The sequence below is a fragment of the Chitinophaga sp. CF118 genome, from assembly GCF_900112615.1.
GTDB lineage: Bacteria > Bacteroidota > Bacteroidia > Chitinophagales > Chitinophagaceae > Chitinophaga.
The window spans coordinates 1,027,957-1,047,434 of sequence record NZ_FOMK01000002.1 but is presented as its reverse complement, the minus strand read 5'-3'; the positions used below and the strand labels follow the sequence as shown (position 1 = coordinate 1,047,434).

The window sequence follows — 19,478 nt, the reverse complement described above, 5'->3', positions numbered from 1 at the left end:
TAAATTTACGTCTGCTCTTTTTTGTCATTATGTAGGCAATTTAAGATTAAAATTTTTTATCTTAACTGCCGGTCCTTTTTTCGGGGTCCATTATAAACAGCATTCGTATAATTCAGGTCTGTGGCAGTTGAAGCTCCTTTCCAGCGATTGCCGGTAACAATCATATTAGTGACAGGTACCGCCAACGGTGCATGCAAAGCAATACCGGTACTGTTAATAATAAAATAGTTATCATTTACCATAACATGATCATAACCGGAGAAACCATTTTGAGCTCCATCTGAATACATGGCGAGCAATCCTGAAAGGCTGGAATTGTAAGGTGAATTGAACTCCATGTGATTGCGGGAGAAATTCAGATAATATTGACCACCCCAGGTTTGTATACCATCAATATGCTCAGATCCTGTTATATCCGGATCGGGCGTTATCCACGATTCCGTAACTGTGATATTATTTGCGTAAACATTCTCCAATCCGTTGTGAGGCAAATAGCAACGGTGAACGATTGAGGCTACAGGTTGCTGACTGTCTTTAAGTCCGCCGGTAGCAAAGGATGTCAATTCACAATAAAGAGCCGCCGCACCTCCACCGTTCCCGGCCGGGTGGTTGGCTAATATACCACCTTTGCAGCCACGCAATACCAGCCAGCCGGAGGAAACATTGATCAGAGAACTGATGTTTGCTCCTTGCAGCACTACCGTGCCAGCGGGGAACCAAAAGCCATCGATCATCTCTCCACCTGTTGCGACTGTGCGTGCCAGACTACCCCAACCGCTAAGCGGAGCACCGGTGAAAGTTCCACCGGACACTGTAGTGAGTGAACTGATTGAAATTCCTGTAGGACCTACCATCGAAGTGGTAAGTTGGGTGCCACTCGTGATACTTCCCGGATTAATGGTGGAAAAGTCAGCCAGGTTGCTTGCCACTGAGCGATTGCCAAATGCATCTTTTGCTTTTACATAAAAACTATAGGCTGCAGCAGCATTTAATTTTGAATTGTTAAGCAACAGAGATGTGGGAGGAAGTGTGTCAATCAATATGCCATTGCGGTATACTTCATAACCGGTAACACCTACATTGTCTGTAGAGGCAGACCAACTCAGGGTTGCACTGTTGCTGGTAATGTTAGATACTGTCAGGTTGCCCGGTGCGGAAGGAGGGGATTGGTCATTCTGGTCAGGAGTAAATTCAACATCCCGGAAGTAATTGGTACTTTGATAGTAATCATTTGGGAAACTTCCAGGTGTATAAATATAAACGCCGTTTTTGTCTGCAATGGTGCTCAAAGGACCATTGGTGATAACAGAAGCCAGTCCGTAATTAGTAGCGGCATATTTGCTGACTGAATTAACAGAAATAACATAAATCGTATTGGAGCTAATGTGATAAGGAGTATCCAGAGTAGCCGTCTGCCATCCTGTGTCTGTTTCAGCAGTAAAAGCAACAGTTTTCAGAATACCGCCGCTTGCCGACCATAAGTGTCCTGTGTGTGTGCCCGTTTCCCCGGCCACTTTATAGTATAAGAATTTTGTTATGGTTCCGGGAACAGCAGATTTGAATTTCATTCCTAATTCCGCTGGGTTATCTGATACTGGTTGTAACGGTCTCTCTGTGGTAAATACACTATAGGATCCGGCGCTAATCGTATAGCCCTTTACTTTTCCTTCTACCACGAGATCTCTTTTACATGAAATAAAACAAGATCCGATGAATAGGCTAAGAATAGCAGTACTACTGCCAAGAGGATAGGTTTTTCTCATAGAATTGGTTTTGTTAATCAAATGGTTAGATAATGGTATTGATGTATTTTCTGTTTAGTTAGAAAAGCAGCTTAAGGGTTTATCGTTCTAATATATTCAGATTATATGGTCTTTCAGATAAGTCTGTGTGTCTACGACTAAGTTAATGAGTAAAACTGATTTATTAGATATTTTATTTTGTATATGTAATCTGGTCCTTGGTATGTCCTTAAAATGAAAAATGGTAGATAACATGAAGGAGGGCTCTGTTCAAACCAATTTCAGCCGACGGTAGCGGTCGCTTAGTAATTATTTTGATTAATTGCCTAATTGTTTTAAATTCAATATACTATTAAACCTCAAAAATAAATTCCATGATAGAAACAGAAGCAAAATCCAAAACGAAATCCAGAAACTGGCATGCCAAGTCAATAGGCAAACTTACCGGTCCTCCTTATACAATTACAGTTATTGGAGAAGTAGGATCAGGTATCGTAGCTCCCACATTAAAAAAGAATGAACTTATAGGTGGTACAAAGCCAGGCATATTGTATCTGACAGTCGAAAGTGGAACCGATAACGATCAATATACAAGGGTTTCGTATGTTGAAACAATATCGTCACAGAATGAGTATCGCAAAGTTCATATTGACGATGCGAATGGTCACATTACTGAGTTTGATGTTACAATTATTCATAGCTAAATAAACAGGGTAGAGGCAGGATATATAGAGTGTATGTATGTTTACAATTTAATGCCCTACGCTCACCACGCGGGTAACTTTCCACTCTTTGTCTTTGTATTGCCAGACGTGGGTAAACTTATATATTCCAATTAGTTCCTTGCCGTTTTCTGTATGAATAAAGCGATGAATGCCAGTTTCAATTGCACCGTATCCAGGTACAGGGTAAACTTCCAATGATCCTTTTACCAGTTCACGTCTCAATGCACTATTGGCATTCATCTCAAAATTTCTCCTGAAGTTTTCCATGTTGGTTTTATAATCAGTTAGCCCACCCTTATCATGATAAAATTCCAGGTTCTCGGCAAATACTGTTTTTAGAATATTAAGATTTTGTGTGTTGAATGCATCGAACATTACACTATCCATATGAAGAATATCCTTATATAATTGGAGATCTGTGGCACTTTGGCCATTTGCTGATTGAAAGCAAGATAAAAATATAATGCTACTAAGTAGAACCCCAAAAATGCTGCTTGATCTTTTCATGTGCTTATGTTATTATGATCTACGAAGGAATTTTGTGCCACTAATATAACTTATTGAAATGCAGCATTTATTTAAATCTCATTAAACATTATTGTTCATAATTGTACAGTAGGTGTACGAAAACATTACAAGGATACTTTTGGTGCTTTTAAAACAAAGAATCCTAAATGGATTCCTGTTTTAATGTTTTTTCAATTACATCTTTCCATATAATATATGCCTTGCTGGTTAAGTGTATAGCATCTCTCTGAGCATATCTATCCAGCAAAACTCCCCCTGGTGATAAAATAGGATTTAAGTCAATTATAGGAATATTTCTGGCAAATTCTTTTTTAATTACTCCATTCAAGAGATCGATTTTCTGGTTTACTCTGGAGCTTTCAGGATAGGCTTCTCCTACATGAATTATAGATGTAAGGACCACTTTGATCTTTTTGCGCTGTAGTGTATCGACCAATAATTTCATGTTATGTACTATAGTATCGATCGGGACATCCTTGCACAAGTCGTTAATTCCCCCTTCCACAAAGCAGATCTTAGGGCGGGCTTTGAATACATTTTCGAGCCGGTTTAAATAACCAGAAGTGATATCAGATCCTATGCCCCTGTTAATCACATCAGATCTATTTAACAGTTCATTCCAATGCACCTTATAGATAAAGGAATTACCCAGCATTACTATATTGCATTTTACATCATACATTGACTGTAGGTCTATTTGTTCTGCATATTGTTCATTGGAAGTGTAAGAAGGGATTCTTTTATGCGCAGTGATATTTATTCCCAATGCGCATAGAATAATAATAGGGAGAAATACTGCTATTATTCTAATAAGCATTTTTCGTGGAGTAGGGGTAATTGTGTTCATGGTGTAAAAGGATTAATTCTGAAACATACAGATTTTAAAAACTATATTCTTGTTAAGCGTAATATGATTTATCATTATTTATATATAATGCTTGTTTTTTAAGTTAAAAATGAATGAAATGACATATTGAATAGCTTAATTCTTTATAGAGATTTATAAAATGGGAATATGATCAAGAGGAGATAATGATCCATGTTCTTTTTTACTTGTGGCTGAGTTTCTCAAGATTTTTTAGTTGAGACCGTTATTCACAACGGTACTAAATAAAAGCGACAATAGAGTTAATATGATGTTAATGGTAGTATGGAAATATAGTTAACAACTTTGAACAGACACAATGCAAAGGTGATTGGATATATATCTGTAGCATATTCCGTATTGTATACGGACTGGGCCTCTGAATACAGTCGTTATACGATATGCTGAGAAACCCTGCTGGGACAAAAGTCCCCCAGGCGCTTGTAACTTTTCTTTTATGTCAACGTTTAACGATCAACAACTCCCTGGATCCTATAATGACTGGTAGCCGTAGCTGGGACAATAATTACTCATTTCTCATTTCATCTTAAAAAACCAAAAGAATGAAGCTGTCAAAATCTCTACTTAGCGCCATCCTGATCGGCATTGCCATCCAAACAACTGTCGTTTCCTGTGGGAAAGACGACGACCCAAAGCCGAAAGATCAGCCCAAGAAAGATCAGCCCAAGCCAGAACAGCCTCAGGGAAGCTGCCCTGCCTGTGGTATGGGTTGATAACTGAAATCTGACATTTACGCTGTAATTCCAAAAAGGTGCCTAAAATATTATCCGCCGTTGCCTGTAATCTGGATGCAAACATTCTCTCAGCATGTATGCCTTTGATGGAGGAGTCCAGGGTAGAAGCCATAGAATGGTCTTTCGATGCATTATACAAAGTAAAAGAAGTGCCTTCCTGGTTCCGGGAGCTGCTCACTGCCTTCAGTAATGAGGGGCGATTGATTGGTCATGGAGTCTTCTTTTCCCTTTTTTCGGGTAAGTGGTTGCCTGAGCAGGAAAGCTGGCTGAAACACCTGGAGCAGACCGCTGCTGAATTCCGGTTTGATCACATTACGGAACACTTCGGATTCATGACAGGTAAGGATTTTCATCATGGCGCTCCGCTGAATATTCCTTATAATACCACTACCCTTAACATTGGCAGAGATAGACTGAAGCGGATCTACGAGGCCTGCCGGCGACCGGTAGGTTTAGAAAACCTGGCCTTTTCATATTCACTGGACGAGGTAAAGCGACATGGCGCCTTTTTGGAACAGCTGCTTGAGCCGGTAAACGGATTTATTATTCTTGATCTTCACAATCTTTATTGCCAGCTCCGGAATTTTGATATTGCATTTGATGAGATGATAGCCCTGTATCCATTGGATAGAGTCCGGGAGATCCATATCTCCGGTGGCAGTTGGGACGATTCTGCCGCAGACCCCAACCGTAGCATAAGACGGGATACGCATGACGATGCAGTTCCCCCTGAGGTTTTTCGGTTGCTCGAAATGACCATAACACAATGCCCACATCTTAAATACGTTGTGCTGGAACAACTGGGTAACGGTCTGATAACAGAAACGAGCAAACGTTGCTTTTACAATGACTTCCTGCAGATGGAAGAGATTGTTCGCAAGAACAGTAATGAAAGTGATGCTGGTTCCCCCGATCCCTTTCTTCCGTTATCCCCGTTATCAACAGGCATTGCCGTTGAAGATATGACACTGTATCAACAGCAACTGGAACTTTCTTCCATCCTTGAATCATCTGCTTCCTATGCGGAGGCTATGAATGTACTCTCGCAGTCTTCCCTTGCTAATTCAGACTGGAGAATAGAGCAATGGGAACCGTATATGATTGAAACCGCCGTTAAGATTGCGCAGAAATGGAAGAAGTAACGGTTTCCGTTTACTTACAATGCAAAGAAATAAAAATACTAATAACAGTAGTAAGTTCTTTATAACATGTGTCATGTGGACCGCGACCTTCTTTCCCCGCTTTTTGTATATTTGCACCTTACTTAATATTTCGCTGTTATGGCAAACCCATATATATCCCTGTTGCGTACCGCATGGCGTTACGCACGGAAGGAACGGAAGAGGTATGTACTGGTATATGCCATGTTTGTAGTTTCCGCTATTATTAATGCATTATATCCTGTGCTGCTGGGATGGTTCATCAATAAGATTCAACGGGATACGCAGCAGGTGCTGCATTATGCCTTCTTATACGCCGCCAGCTATGCTGGCCTCAAGATACTGGAATGGTGTTTCCACGGTCCGGCCCGCATAATGGAGCGGGAGCTGGCCTTTAACCTCAGCCGTAACTTTTTAGAAGAACGTTATCACCAGGTGTTGCATCTGCCGGTAAAATGGCACCAGGATCATCATAGTGGCGCTACAATTAGCCGTATACGTAAGGCATACGAAGCCCTGAAGAATTTTTTTGATCATGGTTTTATGTATTTACGGGCGCTGGGTAAACTCATTTTTTCCGTAGTGGCTATTGTATATTTTTCGCCGTTATTTGGTGCTATCGGCATTGTGCTGGGTATTATCACTATCTGGGTGATGTTCAGGTTTGATAAGCCCTTTATCCGCACGCTGGATGAAGTGAATGAAAAAGAACATGTAGTATCTTCCACTCTGTTCGACAGTCTTTCCAATATCATGACTGTGATCACCCTGCGTCTGGAGAAGAGTATGGAAACTGGTCTGTTAGCTAAAGTGCACCAGATACTGCACCCGTTTAAAAAGAATGTGCGCATCAATGAATGGAAATGGTTTGTGGCGGATATGCTGGTAACGGTCATTTATTGCGTGGTGGCGGTAGGTTATATTTTGCAGTACTGGAAACCGGGACAGGTATTTTATGTAGCGGGTCTGGTAACTTTGCTGGGATACGTGAACCAGTTCACCAGCGTATTTTATGACTTTGCCTGGCAGTATACAGATATAACCCAATACAACACTTATGTACAAACGGCCGCCAATATTGATGAAGCATACAAGCAACAGCACCGCCCGGATGCACCTACAGATCTGCCGGATACCTGGCAGGTTATCCGCATAAAAGATCTGAGCTTTTCCCACCGGGAGCAATATGATGTTGCACATGCCCCGCAAAGTTTACACAAGCTGAACATCATGATACCCCGTGGTAAACGTATTGCGCTGATAGGGGAGAGCGGCAGCGGTAAAAGCACCCTCTTATCCTTACTCAGAGGATTATATGATCCCCAGCAGGGCATGGAGCTTACGGTGGATAACAAACCATATGACCTGGATACCCTCAATGAAACGGTGACCCTCTTTCCGCAGGAGCCGGAAATATTTGAGAATACCATCGCTTACAATGTTACCCTCGGTCTGCCTTTCAGCGAAGCAGACATTATGGAAGTGTGTGAAAGTGCCCATTTTACAGAAGTGATCAAACAATTGCCCCAGGGTCTGGAATCTGATATACGTGAAAAAGGCGTGAACCTTTCCGGTGGGCAGAAACAGCGTTTAGCCCTGGCCCGTGGGATATTGGCCGCCCGTCAAAGTGAAGTAGTGTTACTGGATGAACCTACCAGCAGCGTAGATCCTAAAACAGAAGCCATGATCTACAACAAGTTATTCAAGGCGTTTGAAGATAAGGCAATCATATCCTCTATGCACCGCCTGCATCTGCTGGCGCAATTTGATTATGTATATGTGTTGCAGCAGGGGCGCATTGTGGATGAAGGTACTTTTGAGCATCTACGAAATAACAGCCCTATTTTCCAGGAATTATGGAAACACCAGAAGGATACCATGGGTAAACATTATCAATAGCCGAACTTTAACAACAGTTATATTATGAGGTAAAAGATTCCCTGCTCCATCTGCAAACAAGTTCAATGTTGTGGCTCCTTTAAGCTTGGCCATATTGTAGTGTGTAAGTACTACGATTTACTTAAAAAACAGTATTGAAACAAATACAACACCTCTATAATCCCTCCTTATATAAGGAGGTGTTATAGAGGTGTTATAGAGGGCTTATAGAGGGCTTATAGAGGGATTGTATATACAGTAGCCATACATGAAATTCCCATGAAATACAGGTAAAAGTACTCGTAAAATGGAACAAAATGCAGGTAAGAAGTATCTGCATATTTCGTTTTCATACAAAAAACTATATACCCAAAAAGCATATCAAACCATACCAGAATAAGTCATATGCTGGACAAATTGGACAATACTGGTAAAATGTGTAAGATCTGGTCACTATATTTTTTTCACATTGTACAGGTGTGTAATATTGTTAAACACATCCCGAAAACAACAGTAGCTGCATACATTGTCAGTTTAAAGAACTATTGCATATGACTGATTGTCATCGAGCTGATCAGAAATTATTATATTAGCACTATGTCAAAGCATTTCGGTAAAACCTGGTGGGGAGAACAATGGTTAAAGTCTTTAACCAATATTGATTATAGCAACCGTCTTCCACGGGGAAGTGCCTACGCTCGCAATGGTTCTATTACCAGCATTTCAATAGACGAAAACACGATAAAATCCAAAGTGCAGGGTAGTCGTCCCAGGCCATACGACGTTACAATTATCATACCTCCCTTTTTTGAGCCGGAAATAAAAAAACTGATCAAAACGATTGCTGGTAAACCAGTCATGATCTCGAAGTTGCTGAACAGGGAACTGGATACTGAACTGCTTAACATTGCCGAAAATCAGGGATTGAAAGTATTCCCAAGGCAATGGACAGATTTTAAGATGCAATGTAGTTGTCCTGATTGGGCAGTGCCGTGTAAGCACCTGGCTGCCGTAATTTATAAGCTAAGCGCAGAAATAGATAATAACCCTTTCCTCGTTTTCCAGCTTCACCGTGTTGATCTTCCTGCTGAATTGCGGAAAGTAAATATTCACATTGAAAATAAAGGAAATGAATCCATACCTGCTTTTAAAGAATTGCTATTACCAGAAAATAGTACTGGTAGCAAAAAAGGTAAGAAGAAGATAATTGCAGATGATGTCAATCCTTATACGAAGCCGGATTTTTCCTCGCTTATTCCCATTTATGATCCACTTATCCAGCTTTTGACAGATGCTCCCGTATTTTATCAGAACACTGGGAATTTCCGCGAAAAATACGCTGCCGTGATCCACAAAGTAGTTCGCGTAGCACAAAAGATCATTGATGGGAAAATAACATTAGATAACATCTTTGAAGAGCGCGCAACAAAAGCTTTCCAAATTGATCATCATACCCGTTGTAAGCTCTCTTTAGATATTAATAACGGGTACTACCTATGGGTTAACGACAAAAAAACAGCTGTTCCCTTAGATCAGTTAATTCTTTCACTCTGGCATTTACCTCCGGGAAGATTACAGGATTACCAGCCCTCCGTTGCGGCCCTTCGCAGTGCGTTATTGCTGGCAGTGAACTTAGTCGCGAACGGCGCCATAATACCTCAGATATATAAAACATCGGCAGGGAAATACGGCATACGCTGGCTCCCAGCGCTATTAAGCGGGGAAGTATGCGCCGTTGTCAGCCAGTTACAGCAATCTATGCCTGCAGGTCTTTTATGGCTGGATGAAGAGGAAATAGACAGGAGCCGTATAGCTCTCAATCTCTTGTCAGTCTTTCTGAATGCCATTGTACATGGGTTGTCTGAAGTCCGGACAGCAGACATCTTTCTGGACCTCTTCTTCAGCAATTACACCCATTCATTCAATAAACCGGGACAGGAAGCATTATCCGGAGGTATCCAATCCTGGCTGCAACGTTACTATCTGACACAGGGGAATCACAAGCCGGCTCTATTAGTGGAGGAGTCAGGACCCGAAAAGTTTCAGCTGACGGTTAACATTCAAAACAGCGCGGCATCATTCGATACCTCAATTCCCCTGAAGGATATCTTATCTTCAAAAAAATACGAAAAAAACCGCTTTGATATATTACAGACACTCTCCCAACTGAGTCACTTTATACCAGGTTTGGATCATTATATTAATACGGCAGCGCGGGATGCAATATTTATGGATAGGAGAGGATTCACCCCTTTCCTGATGCAAGCGATTCCTGCCATCCGGTTATTGGGTATATCTATTCTTTTGCCCAAATCTCTGCAGAATATCCTGAGCCCCCGGGCCAGTATACGTATCAGGCAGAAAGCAGGGGCAACATCTGGTATGCGGTTGGACAAGCTACTGGATTTTGATTGGCAGGTTGCTATAGGCGATACCGTTCTGGATGAAATCGATTTCCGGAAACTGGTAAAAACGGCTGATGGGTTAGTAAAATATAAGGCCAGCTATATTTACGTCAGCCCTGGAGATCTGGAAAAGCTGCACAAACACTTTGCACAATCCAATACTTTGTCCCCTTTTGAAATTCTCAGGGCAGCCCTGAGCAATGATTATTTCGGGGCAAAAATTACGCTCACTAATGAAGTGAAGCAATTGATCAAAGAGCTTACATCCCAGCAAAACATCCCTCTTCCAGTAGGTTTAAAGGCTCAATTACGTCCTTATCAATCCCGTGGCTATTCCTGGATGATTAGAAATACCAGGATCGGATTCGGGAGTGTAATTGCAGACGATATGGGATTAGGCAAAACCTTACAGGTAATTGCCACCTTGCTTAAATATAAAGAGGATGGCTTATTGGATGAACAAAAAGCACTTGTAATAGTCCCCACAGGTTTATTAACCAACTGGCAGGCAGAGCTGGAAAAGTTTGCTCCTTCTTTACTGTATAAAATATATCACGGAACAGGACGTAATGATTCTAAAAAGGATAAATACGATGTGCTGCTTACCTCTTATGGGATTGCCCGGACGGATATTGACAAGTTGAAAAAGAAAAACTGGCATGCAGTAATTATTGATGAAGCGCAGAATATTAAAAATCACGACACGGCGCAAACCAAAGCAATCAAAGGCATTCGTGCTAATACTTTCATTGCTATGAGTGGTACACCAGTAGAGAACAGATTAAGCGAATTATGGAGTATAATGGATTTTTGCAATCGCAGTTTTTTAGGCACTTTATCACAATTCCGGGACAACTTTGCTGTGCCTATCGAAAACCAGAATGATATCGAAGTCGCAAACAAACTAAAAACCATCACAGCACCTTTTCTGCTGCGACGTATGAAAAGTGATAAAACAATTATTAGTGATCTACCTGATAAAATAGAACTGGACAGTTTCAGTCACCTGGTAAAAGAGCAGGCCAGCCTGTATGAAAAAACATTGGAAAAAGCGATGGAAGCAATCGAAGGTACGGAAGGTACTGACCGGAAATCCCTGTTTACCCGTCAGGGGCTTGTTCTTCAAATGATCCTGTCGTTAAAGCAGATATGTAATCATCCCGCACAATTTCTGAAAAATAAAGCGTTGGATCCCTCCCTGTCGGGGAAAATGGAATTGTTATTTAATAAACTGGACAGCATTGTAGAAAGCAATGAAAAAGTGCTCATCTTTACTCAGTTTACCGAGATGGGAAACTTACTACAACGTTTCATTGGAGATCACTTTGGCGAAAATCCGCTGTTTTATCATGGTGGCTGCACGATTAAACAAAGAAAAGAAATGGTGGAGAAGTTCCAGCAGGATCCTGCAGAAAAGATATTTATTCTTTCTCTTAAAGCAGCTGGCACCGGGTTAAATCTCACAGCTGCCAACCATGTGATCCATTTTGACCTGTGGTGGAATCCGGCGGTAGAAGCGCAGGCAACTGACAGAGCATACCGGATTGGACAGAAAAGTAATGTAATGGTGCACCGGTTCATCACAAAAGGCACCTTCGAGGAAAGGATCAATGAAATGATTCAACAGAAGAAACATCTCGCAAATCTGACCGTTGCCACGGGTGAAAATTGGATCGGTAATCTGAGTAATAAAGAACTAAAAGGAATATTTGAACTAACTGTTGCCGGGTAGTATTGTGATAGTGCCGCTCATTCCTCCTGAAGGGGAAGGCTGCCATTTATTCTAAGGAATCCCGTACGGCACAATAAATACTATTACAATATCTTTGCAGACGCTAATTCAAAATACTTTTATGAGTCCAGACTATAATCATTTACTTGATCGGTGCAGGTACGTTAATGAAATTTCCGCGTCGCTTATAGATAATTTTTTAGTGTATTACGCAGCCAGGCAAGACAAGGTAGAACGTGAATTCGAGACCAGGATTTCCCGCTTCAGGGAAATTGAAAGGGAAATGCCGTCCAGTTGGAAGGGATTGATCAAATCCCAATATATTGCCCATCGGGTTTTTAAGGAGCGGGGCCTTATCCGTAAATACCTGAATAGTGCTGCTATTAAAGCACGTAATGCCGAAGAACAAGAGTTCCTCAGGACCATGGCAACTTATCCCTGGCGGTTTAGCTTCAGTGAGATCCGCAGCAGCCCGGCTTCCGACTTCTACGAAATGGAAGATGTTTTTACCGGCGAAGTTTTTCTATTGTATTCGCCCTCCATTACCCGCATACTATCCACTCATTCTGTGTTGTTATGGTTCAACCTCATAGGCTACAATGGTTCCTGCTGGCAAACCTATGGCCCGGTAACGACGTTTCAGGGCTTTAATTCCGATGATATTTTCTTTTATGCAACTGAGTTGAACCCTGCTATTGAATCGGAAACTGATATGATGGCCGATCTTGATGACAACCCGGTCCGGTATATGGTACTGGCCTGCGGCTCCAATTACCCGCTGGTTGTTCAGCAGGAATATGAAGTGGTGCAGGTGACCGGCGAGGGAACTGCTATCGGATTCGACGTGCAGGCATTGAAAAAAGACTTCCGGATTGAATATGCCGAACAGGTGTTTAAATTAAGTCATGAGATTTGGAGTAATCCGCCACACTTCGCAGAAGCATACTACGAAGAGGAGACGGGTAAAACGCTCTTATTTGCCCTTACTGACCGGGGTTACCGGGAAGTATTTGTCATTCTAAATGCCTATGGAATGGAAGTTCCTGCCGAACCCGATATTCGTTTGCACATTCCAATGGGTATTGTTATTAAAAAGGCGCTCAAACGGACGCTGGATCTTAATCCATACAGCCGATTATTTGAAATCGAAACATCAAAAGAAAGCCAGGAGGAATTGTCGAAACTCAATCTGTTCATGGAACTTGCACTTCCATATATAAACTCAGGTCAGTCGCCCGACCTGGCGGAGCTTGCAAAGCAAGCCGGAGTTGATCCTGAACTGGCAGGTGAACTGTTCCAAAATGCTATGAATAGCATTTCCAAAATGCGAAAATAACGACACTACAATTGTTATTGGAACATTAAGTATACTCTAACAATTTGCAGATACCGTCCGCAAAACGATTGCTAATTTTCACCACATGAAACAACTCATCGTCTTAGCCTTTTGCCTCTGCAACATTGTATTAGTACAAGCGCAGGAACAGGAAATCAGGCAAATTGACTCGGTTATGCAGATAGCATACAAGCGTGGCATTTTCAATGGCAACATTCTTATAGCACAGAAAGGTCAGATTATTTATGAAAAATCGCTGGGTTTTGCAGAAGGCAGTAAAAATATACCGCTGACCAAAGACATGAAATTTGATATCGGGTCAATCAGTAAGGAGTTTAACGGATCTGCCATTCTGCTGCTTTGTCAACGAGGCCAACTGTCGCTGGACGATAGCCTGACCAGATATTTTCCCGCGTTTCCGGATTGGGCGAAACAGGTTAAAATCAGGCATCTGATTAATTATACCAGTGGTATCCCCATGCTGGGGCCCGCAGCCGACAGTACCGACCCGCTGATTTACAATAGTCTTATCAGTCTTAAAGCTTTGGTGGCCAAACCAGGTACCGTTTATATTTATAACCATGTCAACGTATTTTTGCAGCGCCTGATTATTGAAAAAGTAAGCGGAGTAAGCTATGCTGATTTTGTACGACAAAACCTGTTGCAGCCTGCCGGAATGAACGCATCTCTTGTAGACTACCCGGTAGACGGGCCAGGTATGGCCAGGGCTTTTGATGGTGCCGGAAATAATACACCTTATGCGCAAGGTACCAAAGGCTGGATAAGACTACCGGTAGATGACCTTTATCGCTGGACGCAGGCCCTGCACAGTTACAAAATCATTAGTCCGGCGTCTCTCAATATACTCTCCGAAAATTTTCCGGGAGGAGAAAGCAGCCTGGGTACTACTGGCTTCAAAGATGACAAACTAATCTGGCACCAGCATCAGGGATCCAACTACAACTATGAAGCGGCCTTTTATTGCGATTTGCCAGAAGGAATTGCCATCGTGATGATGACCAATAATCAGCAAATGAAAGTATGGTCGCTGAAAACAACCATCCTGAATATCCTGCACCATCAACCTTTCACTGTTCCCAGGAAATCACTTTACCTCACCATTCGCGATAGAATGCTGATAAATGTGAATGAAGGTCTGAAGTACTACCAGGAGCTGAAAGCAAATGGGCAGGATCAATATGATTTCAGTTTTGAGATCGGTGACCTGATCAGTACAGGCAAATATTTACAGCGCCGTAATAAATATGATGACGCCATCCTGGTGTTTCAGACCGCCGTACAGCTTAAGGGACGGCCTGAAGATGTCTCTTACGGCTATGAGCTGATTGGCGAATGCTACCGCAGCAAAGGTGATAAGACAGATGCACTGGCGAATTACCGCAAAGCACTCGAAATATTTCCGCAAAATAAAAATGCCTCTGGTATGATAGCGGAACTGACAGCGCAATCTGGTTTATAACAAAAGACTGGAAGGGGAGCGTAGGAGAAATTTATTTGTCATTTGTATCTGAAAATCGTATACAATGTATCAACAGTATATATATTGGTCAAGTGCTCACTGGTGTATAGTGATTGATTTTTGTGTAGAATAATAAATCTGTACTGCTATAACAGAACGAGACAGGATAGAAAAAATTGTCAGTTTGAAACGGACATAATTAATGATATATTCTTAAAATTTTACTTTCTCTTATGTGAACTTAACTTTGACTACATTTAACATGTATCTCAATAACTTAAATGGATTCTAATGACAACAATAATTAACCGAACCAAGGAAATGAGGGAACAATTGGCCGGGGAGAATGGAGTTCAGAGGATGAATTCACTGGCTCATCGAGCTGAGGCGAATCGGATCAATCAGAAAGTAAAGAAAGTTCGCCGAGATTTTCAAATCAAAGACAGCCGCTCGGCGCTAAGCGCTTCAAGGGTGGTTTTAACTTCATAACCTTTATTAAATATTCTGAAAGCTGCAATTGCAGCTTTTTTTATGATCAATCTCAAAAGCTACAGCCGTGGTTTAAGTGGATTTTTTAACTTCCCCCAACTTTTCAGCTTGATCCGTTAAAATCGCTACCAGCATACTGGACACCTCTGTCTGAATGAAATATTAACGGTTCCGGAGAGATGCGAAATAGCTAGATATGTTTAACAATGAATCCATCTCTGGCATTTATTCGATCTGTATTAAGTACTTTACTTCGTATATTAACCGTTCCTTTTAATTTTTGTCTCAATGAAATTGTTAATTCTTCAATGCGTTTATTTTTATTTTGAATACGCAGTTTGCTCCTCGTATCATTTCCCTGAGGGATTGTGACAGCGTCCTCTTCCATGAACAACACTAATTCTATTTTTATTGGCGGGGTTAGCTGATTTGTAACAAAGTTTGCAAATTCATTATTCTTGCAGTAGTTTGCTAGGTACAACACGCTTAATGTATCCATAGCCTTTTGAATAACTTCGACTACCAATTCACCTGATATAATTCTATGTTTGTTTTCGGTAGCATACCCACGAAAGTCCTTTACCTCAATCATCAATATTTTATTTAATTCGGGATTAGGTACTGCTATTATGTCTACTGCTTTTGAGTTAGATGCAGTAGGGATGATGTTCTGTCTATAGAATTTGGTCTCATCATATTTAATAACAGGCCAATTTGTCGGAAAAATAAATCGTAAACTACCTTCATCAATTATTGTCGACATCTTCTTGGTTTAATGCATCGGAGAAACGATCTGTCTGCTCGAGCTCTGCATCCAGTGATGGAATGTTGGGTAGAGTCTCAAGGTCATCAGAAGAGCTGACCTCGGTTGTAAATGTTTCGTTTGAGGATAACCCGAAATAACGAACCTTATAAGCCTCAGATTCTTTGCTTAAAATATGCAACTCTTTGAGAAGGAATAGACTATGGGTAGCAATGATTATTTGAAACTTTTTAGCGGAAAGAAGCATTAGCATTTTAGCTAGCTTTTTAATTAGTAAGGGGTTGAGGTTTGATTCTGGTTCGTCCCAGAATAGCGCGGTTGTGTCAGTGAGACTGCCATTCTTAAGTAAGAATGCAAGAGTAGAAAGTTTTCTTAATCCCTCTGCTACCAAATCTATTTCTAATCTCCCCCCATCTTTTTGGTATAGATAAAACTTGCCGTGTTCATTCTTAATTTCTCCACCTGCCATTTCCTCAAGCGGTTCTATAATATTCCTGATGCTCTCCAATCTTGGTCCTCTAAGCAAAGGATGCTCCAGTCTCTCACATAAATCCGGATAAGTTTCATCGATAGATAATTCTCTACTATTGTATAATGCTCTTAATCCAGGGAACAGAGAAAGTAATTCTTTAGTTGGAATAAAGATTGGAGTAGCAGGAGCAAATTTCGAAGGAACATCGTTGCCCATTTGTACATCAGTACTACTTTTAGTTGAAAAACTAAAAGAAAAATTGGCCTCTTTCGGCTTTTCGAATTTTACAATTATTTGGGCTTTAGTTATTCCTTGTTGTCTTCGGGCAAGTCTACCAAGATTCTCTGGCCTAAATATCTTAATGAGGTCATCTGCAATTGCCTTTTGCCATACAGCTTTACTTTGTCGGTGAGGATCATTTTGATTAAAACTCGTTTTAGCGACTGAATAGGCTAATTTTAGAATATGACTTTTGCCAGTTCCATTTGCGCCAATAATTACATTAAGCCCTGGAGAAAACTTGAATTTGGCTTGTTCAAAGGCTGTGAAATTGTTTATATCTAATTCACTTAGCATATCTACTTTAAAGTGTATTTTGACAAAAATAACTTATTTATCTATATTTTGGAGCCTGATTTTCTCCTACCTTGTCATTACCTGTATGTTTCATAGCTATTCAACTAATTATGTTTTTATTGCAGAATTTTAGCATCTACACTTATTAAGCTTTAGCCAGGCTCTTTAAAAGTGCTGCTAAAAAAATATTCTCCTTTCATCTTCCTATCCGTTATCTTGATATAGCGTTTTCTCAACAATGGCTCATTAACCATGAATATATTACTGTTTATGCGACATTACATAGTAGACTTGACACTAGGATCAATTCCACATCCCGGTCAATGAGCAATGGGGAGACTCGGGGAGTGTTCGGGGTGTGTTCGGGGAGAGTGTATAACTGTATCGCCCTTGCGTCGCTCTTGAGTTGCTCCAAGGTCGCACTCTGGTCGCGGTTTATTCGCTTAAGGAGAAGCGAACCAAGAGCGACCAGAGTGCGACCTTGGAGCAACTCAAGAGCGAATCAGGAGCGTTATGCCCTCAGAGACACTACGGAGACACTACGAAGACACTATAGTCACACATACACCTACGGGTACACTTAATTTAAAAAAGTCTAAAAAAAATGATGATCGTAGAAAGGCTGCTCACATTGATTCTAATTTTGTCAAACAAGCTGAAATGGGAAAGAAAAAAGGACCCTTAGCAGTTGTTTGACAACCTTAATCCCTCAATAATTTCTCAATTCTTACCAATCGTCAAACCAGTCATCATCAGTTGCCTGAAATGATTGTCCATTCACATCGCCCTTATCTGTTTTATTTATTTCTGCAGTTATATCAGTCACTTGGATGCCTTTATGAATTTCTTTGGATATTGAAGGAGGATTAACAGATTTTGACTGCATACGCTCAGACTCTAACCGCCTTTGTTCAATCCTCCTCGATAGTTCTTTATCTTCCTGTATTTCTTTTCTAATATAGTCTATGTCGAAGTGATCCTGATACATTGCATCTTTGTATGGAACTAAATAAGGAGGAAATATTTGATTACTTTTCAGAAAACTTTTTTTCATAGATTTACTTAATTATTTCCTTAATAAGCGGCAGGTATTGCAGCCACTAAAATTATTTAATTTGAGATTTAACTTTTGTTATTATAAGTTTGTTTTTACGTACTTTAATCTCACAGGAATCTCCTTCATTAAAGCCTGCATTTCCAATCCATATTCCAGAAAATGAAATCCACGAAACAACTTTAGATTTTTCCCATTTTCTGATGGCTGTTTTGCCAGATATTTTTGTCCTTCTTGTTTTTTGTATCATAAAATTATAGGTTTAGCTAAATTAATAAGGCAATGAGGTATCGCTCCAATCCCAATTTTGGGTGGCTTCAAGTCTACTATTAGCAGTACTATTATCGCGTAATCATGACGCAGCAGGCTTTTACAAACCTTGAGATGTCATCATTCTTATATCATTTGGATACTGCAATCAGAGATGGCGCAATTGAAAAAATTGCATCCAATAGTTGCTTAGTTTGACGGTAAAAAAGGATTACATCAGAACGCTTATCTGATGTCCAAATATCAGCATCTGGACTAGACATCGCTGTGTCGTGAAGCTCGTCAAGAATTTTTTGTGGTTCTTCGCAATCACCGTAACAATCGATGTATTGTTCGATTTTTTCAATTGTAGTTAACATAATGGATGTTTTTAAATGTAAAAGAATGGGTTTTATTTATAAGAGATTTTAGGCAAATTTTAATAAGCCAGGAAGTAAACGCACCTTCAATTTTTTGCAGATATTGTGCAAGAAATTATAAGAAAATAGATCCGGTGGGGATAATTCATCCGTTGTTAATAGATTGTATTCAATAAACATTGGCTGATAAAGATCAAGAGCAGTTTGATTTTTTTTTGCGGTCATAATAATTGCTTTTGGGTGAAAACTATAGAGGAGCAAAAGAGACCGCAAAAGAAAATGCGTGAGACTCCTTGCCGACGCCGGGTGCCCGTTGGAGGGGCGGTAGTACGTGCTGACAAGAAGCCCACGCAATAAGATGCATGGACATTCTCCTGCAACCAGTACTACGCTTTGAATTCCAACTTTACCCGGCGTAACTGAACAGGAATGCCTGTAGTCATTAGGATCACAAAAGTATGTATTCTACTTATGTGATCATTCCAATTGACCATTTATCATTCTGTAACAAATATAAGAGATATATTTGAATGGAGTATCATGATACTCCATTTGTGCCAAAAAAAACTTCTGCCTTTGTTCAAATGAGCACAACTAATAAGATAGAATTAAAGGAATTTGGTAAAAACATTAAAAAGTATCGCAAGGAAAGGAAACTTAGCCTAAGAGGTTTGGCGGCTTTGGCTGGCATGGAACACAAACAAATTACCGAGATAGAGAAGGGAGAAAGCGATATTAGATTATCAACAGCTATAAAATTGATTTGGGCTTTGAAGGTTGAGCCTAATGATGTATTCCCCAAAGGGGGTGAAGACTGATTTATAAGTTAACTGGTTAAGCCAGTAATTAACCTAATCATTGAGGTGAGGTAAATTGATCGCTATATGGT

General features: G+C 40.6%; 15 protein-coding genes. 7 read left to right on the top strand and 8 right to left on the bottom strand.

From position 1 onward, the window contains the following. Nucleotides 1-56: 56 nt before the first annotated feature. Nucleotides 57-1,763, bottom strand: coding sequence for a DUF4082 domain-containing protein (locus tag BM176_RS12375; protein WP_090103313.1), 1,707 nt, complete (start codon nt 1,761-1,763; stop codon nt 57-59). 353 nt (nt 1,764-2,116) lie between these two features. Here BM176_RS12375 and BM176_RS12370 point away from each other — a divergent pair, with 353 nt between their 5' ends. Then, entirely contained in the window at nt 2,117-2,446 is a 330-nt protein-coding gene (locus BM176_RS12370) for a hypothetical protein (RefSeq protein ID WP_090103311.1), read from the top strand. A 48-nt stretch (nt 2,447-2,494) separates the two neighbouring features. Here BM176_RS12370 and BM176_RS12365 read toward each other — a convergent pair whose 3' ends face one another. Then, a complete protein-coding gene (locus tag BM176_RS12365; protein ID WP_218162189.1) occupies nt 2,495-2,854 on the bottom strand; it encodes a nuclear transport factor 2 family protein in 360 nt (119 codons plus the stop codon). 283 nt (nt 2,855-3,137) lie between these two features. Next, nucleotides 3,138-3,842: a GDSL-type esterase/lipase family protein gene (locus BM176_RS12360; RefSeq protein ID WP_090103307.1), complete on the bottom strand. Its 705-nt coding sequence runs from the start codon at nt 3,840-3,842 to the stop codon at nt 3,138-3,140. A 790-nt stretch (nt 3,843-4,632) separates the two neighbouring features. On the opposite strand from BM176_RS12360, the gene BM176_RS12355 reads away from it, so the two are divergent. The 5 genes from BM176_RS12355 (at nt 4,633) to BM176_RS12335 (ending at nt 14,606) form a co-directional block, all read left to right on the top strand. Next, a complete protein-coding gene (locus BM176_RS12355) occupies nt 4,633-5,757 on the top strand; it encodes a multinuclear nonheme iron-dependent oxidase (RefSeq protein WP_255373497.1) in 1,125 nt (374 codons plus the stop codon). A 138-nt stretch (nt 5,758-5,895) separates the two neighbouring features. Continuing rightward, nucleotides 5,896-7,674 (top strand): ABC transporter ATP-binding protein, encoded by a 1,779-nt coding sequence (locus BM176_RS12350; protein WP_090103305.1) that lies wholly within the window; start codon nt 5,896-5,898, stop codon nt 7,672-7,674. A gap of 576 nt (nt 7,675-8,250) precedes the next feature. Further along, nucleotides 8,251-11,790, top strand: a complete 3,540-nt coding sequence (locus BM176_RS12345) for a DEAD/DEAH box helicase (RefSeq protein WP_090103303.1) — start codon at nt 8,251-8,253, stop codon at nt 11,788-11,790. Between the two features lie 121 nt (nt 11,791-11,911). After that, nucleotides 11,912-13,126: a hypothetical protein gene (locus tag BM176_RS12340; RefSeq protein WP_090103301.1), complete on the top strand. Its 1,215-nt coding sequence runs from the start codon at nt 11,912-11,914 to the stop codon at nt 13,124-13,126. 85 nt (nt 13,127-13,211) lie between these two features. Next, entirely contained in the window at nt 13,212-14,606 is a 1,395-nt protein-coding gene (locus BM176_RS12335; RefSeq protein ID WP_090103299.1) for a serine hydrolase, read from the top strand. A 679-nt stretch (nt 14,607-15,285) separates the two neighbouring features. Here the strand turns inward: BM176_RS12335 and BM176_RS12325 are convergent. The 5 genes from BM176_RS12325 to BM176_RS12305 form a co-directional block, all read right to left on the bottom strand. Then, entirely contained in the window at nt 15,286-15,858 is a 573-nt protein-coding gene (locus tag BM176_RS12325) for a hypothetical protein (RefSeq protein ID WP_090103296.1), read from the bottom strand. Continuing rightward, nucleotides 15,842-16,906, bottom strand: coding sequence for an AAA family ATPase (locus BM176_RS12320; protein WP_090103294.1), 1,065 nt, complete (start codon nt 16,904-16,906; stop codon nt 15,842-15,844). Before BM176_RS12320 ends, BM176_RS12325 begins: the two co-directional genes overlap by 17 nt. A 727-nt stretch (nt 16,907-17,633) precedes the next feature. Then, entirely contained in the window at nt 17,634-17,960 is a 327-nt protein-coding gene (locus BM176_RS12315; protein WP_090103292.1) for a hypothetical protein, read from the bottom strand. Nucleotides 17,961-18,012: 52 nt separating this feature from the next. Next, nucleotides 18,013-18,210 (bottom strand): SymE family type I addiction module toxin, encoded by a 198-nt coding sequence (locus tag BM176_RS12310; RefSeq protein ID WP_090103290.1) that lies wholly within the window; start codon nt 18,208-18,210, stop codon nt 18,013-18,015. A gap of 151 nt (nt 18,211-18,361) precedes the next feature. Next, entirely contained in the window at nt 18,362-18,589 is a 228-nt protein-coding gene (locus BM176_RS12305; protein ID WP_090103288.1) for a hypothetical protein, read from the bottom strand. 530 nt (nt 18,590-19,119) lie between these two features. On the opposite strand from BM176_RS12305, the gene BM176_RS12300 reads away from it, so the two are divergent. Further along, on the top strand, nt 19,120-19,407 hold the full coding sequence (locus tag BM176_RS12300) for a helix-turn-helix domain-containing protein (protein WP_090103286.1): 288 nt from the start codon (nt 19,120-19,122) through the stop codon (nt 19,405-19,407). The last annotated feature ends 71 nt before the right edge of the window (nt 19,408-19,478 follow it).

Bases quoted from the DNA above. Each gene is read 5' to 3' on its own strand.
- BM176_RS12310 (WP_090103290.1), bottom strand. From the start codon at position 18,210: ATGATACAAAAAACAAGAAGGACAAAAATATCTGGCAAAACAGCCATC.
- BM176_RS12345 (WP_090103303.1), top strand. From the start codon at position 8,251: ATGTCAAAGCATTTCGGTAAAACCTGGTGGGGAGAACAATGGTTAAAG.
- BM176_RS12305 (WP_090103288.1), bottom strand. From the start codon at position 18,589: ATGTTAACTACAATTGAAAAAATCGAACAATACATCGATTGTTACGGT.
- BM176_RS12365 (WP_218162189.1), bottom strand. From the start codon at position 2,854: ATGGATAGTGTAATGTTCGATGCATTCAACACACAAAATCTTAATATT.
- BM176_RS12360 (WP_090103307.1), bottom strand. From the start codon at position 3,842: ATGAACACAATTACCCCTACTCCACGAAAAATGCTTATTAGAATAATA.
- BM176_RS12370 (WP_090103311.1), top strand. From the start codon at position 2,117: ATGATAGAAACAGAAGCAAAATCCAAAACGAAATCCAGAAACTGGCAT.
- BM176_RS12300 (WP_090103286.1), top strand. From the start codon at position 19,120: ATGGAGTATCATGATACTCCATTTGTGCCAAAAAAAACTTCTGCCTTT.
- BM176_RS12375 (WP_090103313.1), bottom strand. From the start codon at position 1,763: ATGAGAAAAACCTATCCTCTTGGCAGTAGTACTGCTATTCTTAGCCTA.
- BM176_RS12320 (WP_090103294.1), bottom strand. From the start codon at position 16,906: ATGCTAAGTGAATTAGATATAAACAATTTCACAGCCTTTGAACAAGCC.
- BM176_RS12350 (WP_090103305.1), top strand. From the start codon at position 5,896: ATGGCAAACCCATATATATCCCTGTTGCGTACCGCATGGCGTTACGCA.
- BM176_RS12315 (WP_090103292.1), bottom strand. From the start codon at position 17,960: ATGAAAAAAAGTTTTCTGAAAAGTAATCAAATATTTCCTCCTTATTTA.
- BM176_RS12340 (WP_090103301.1), top strand. From the start codon at position 11,912: ATGAGTCCAGACTATAATCATTTACTTGATCGGTGCAGGTACGTTAAT.
- BM176_RS12335 (WP_090103299.1), top strand. From the start codon at position 13,212: ATGAAACAACTCATCGTCTTAGCCTTTTGCCTCTGCAACATTGTATTA.
- BM176_RS12325 (WP_090103296.1), bottom strand. From the start codon at position 15,858: ATGTCGACAATAATTGATGAAGGTAGTTTACGATTTATTTTTCCGACA.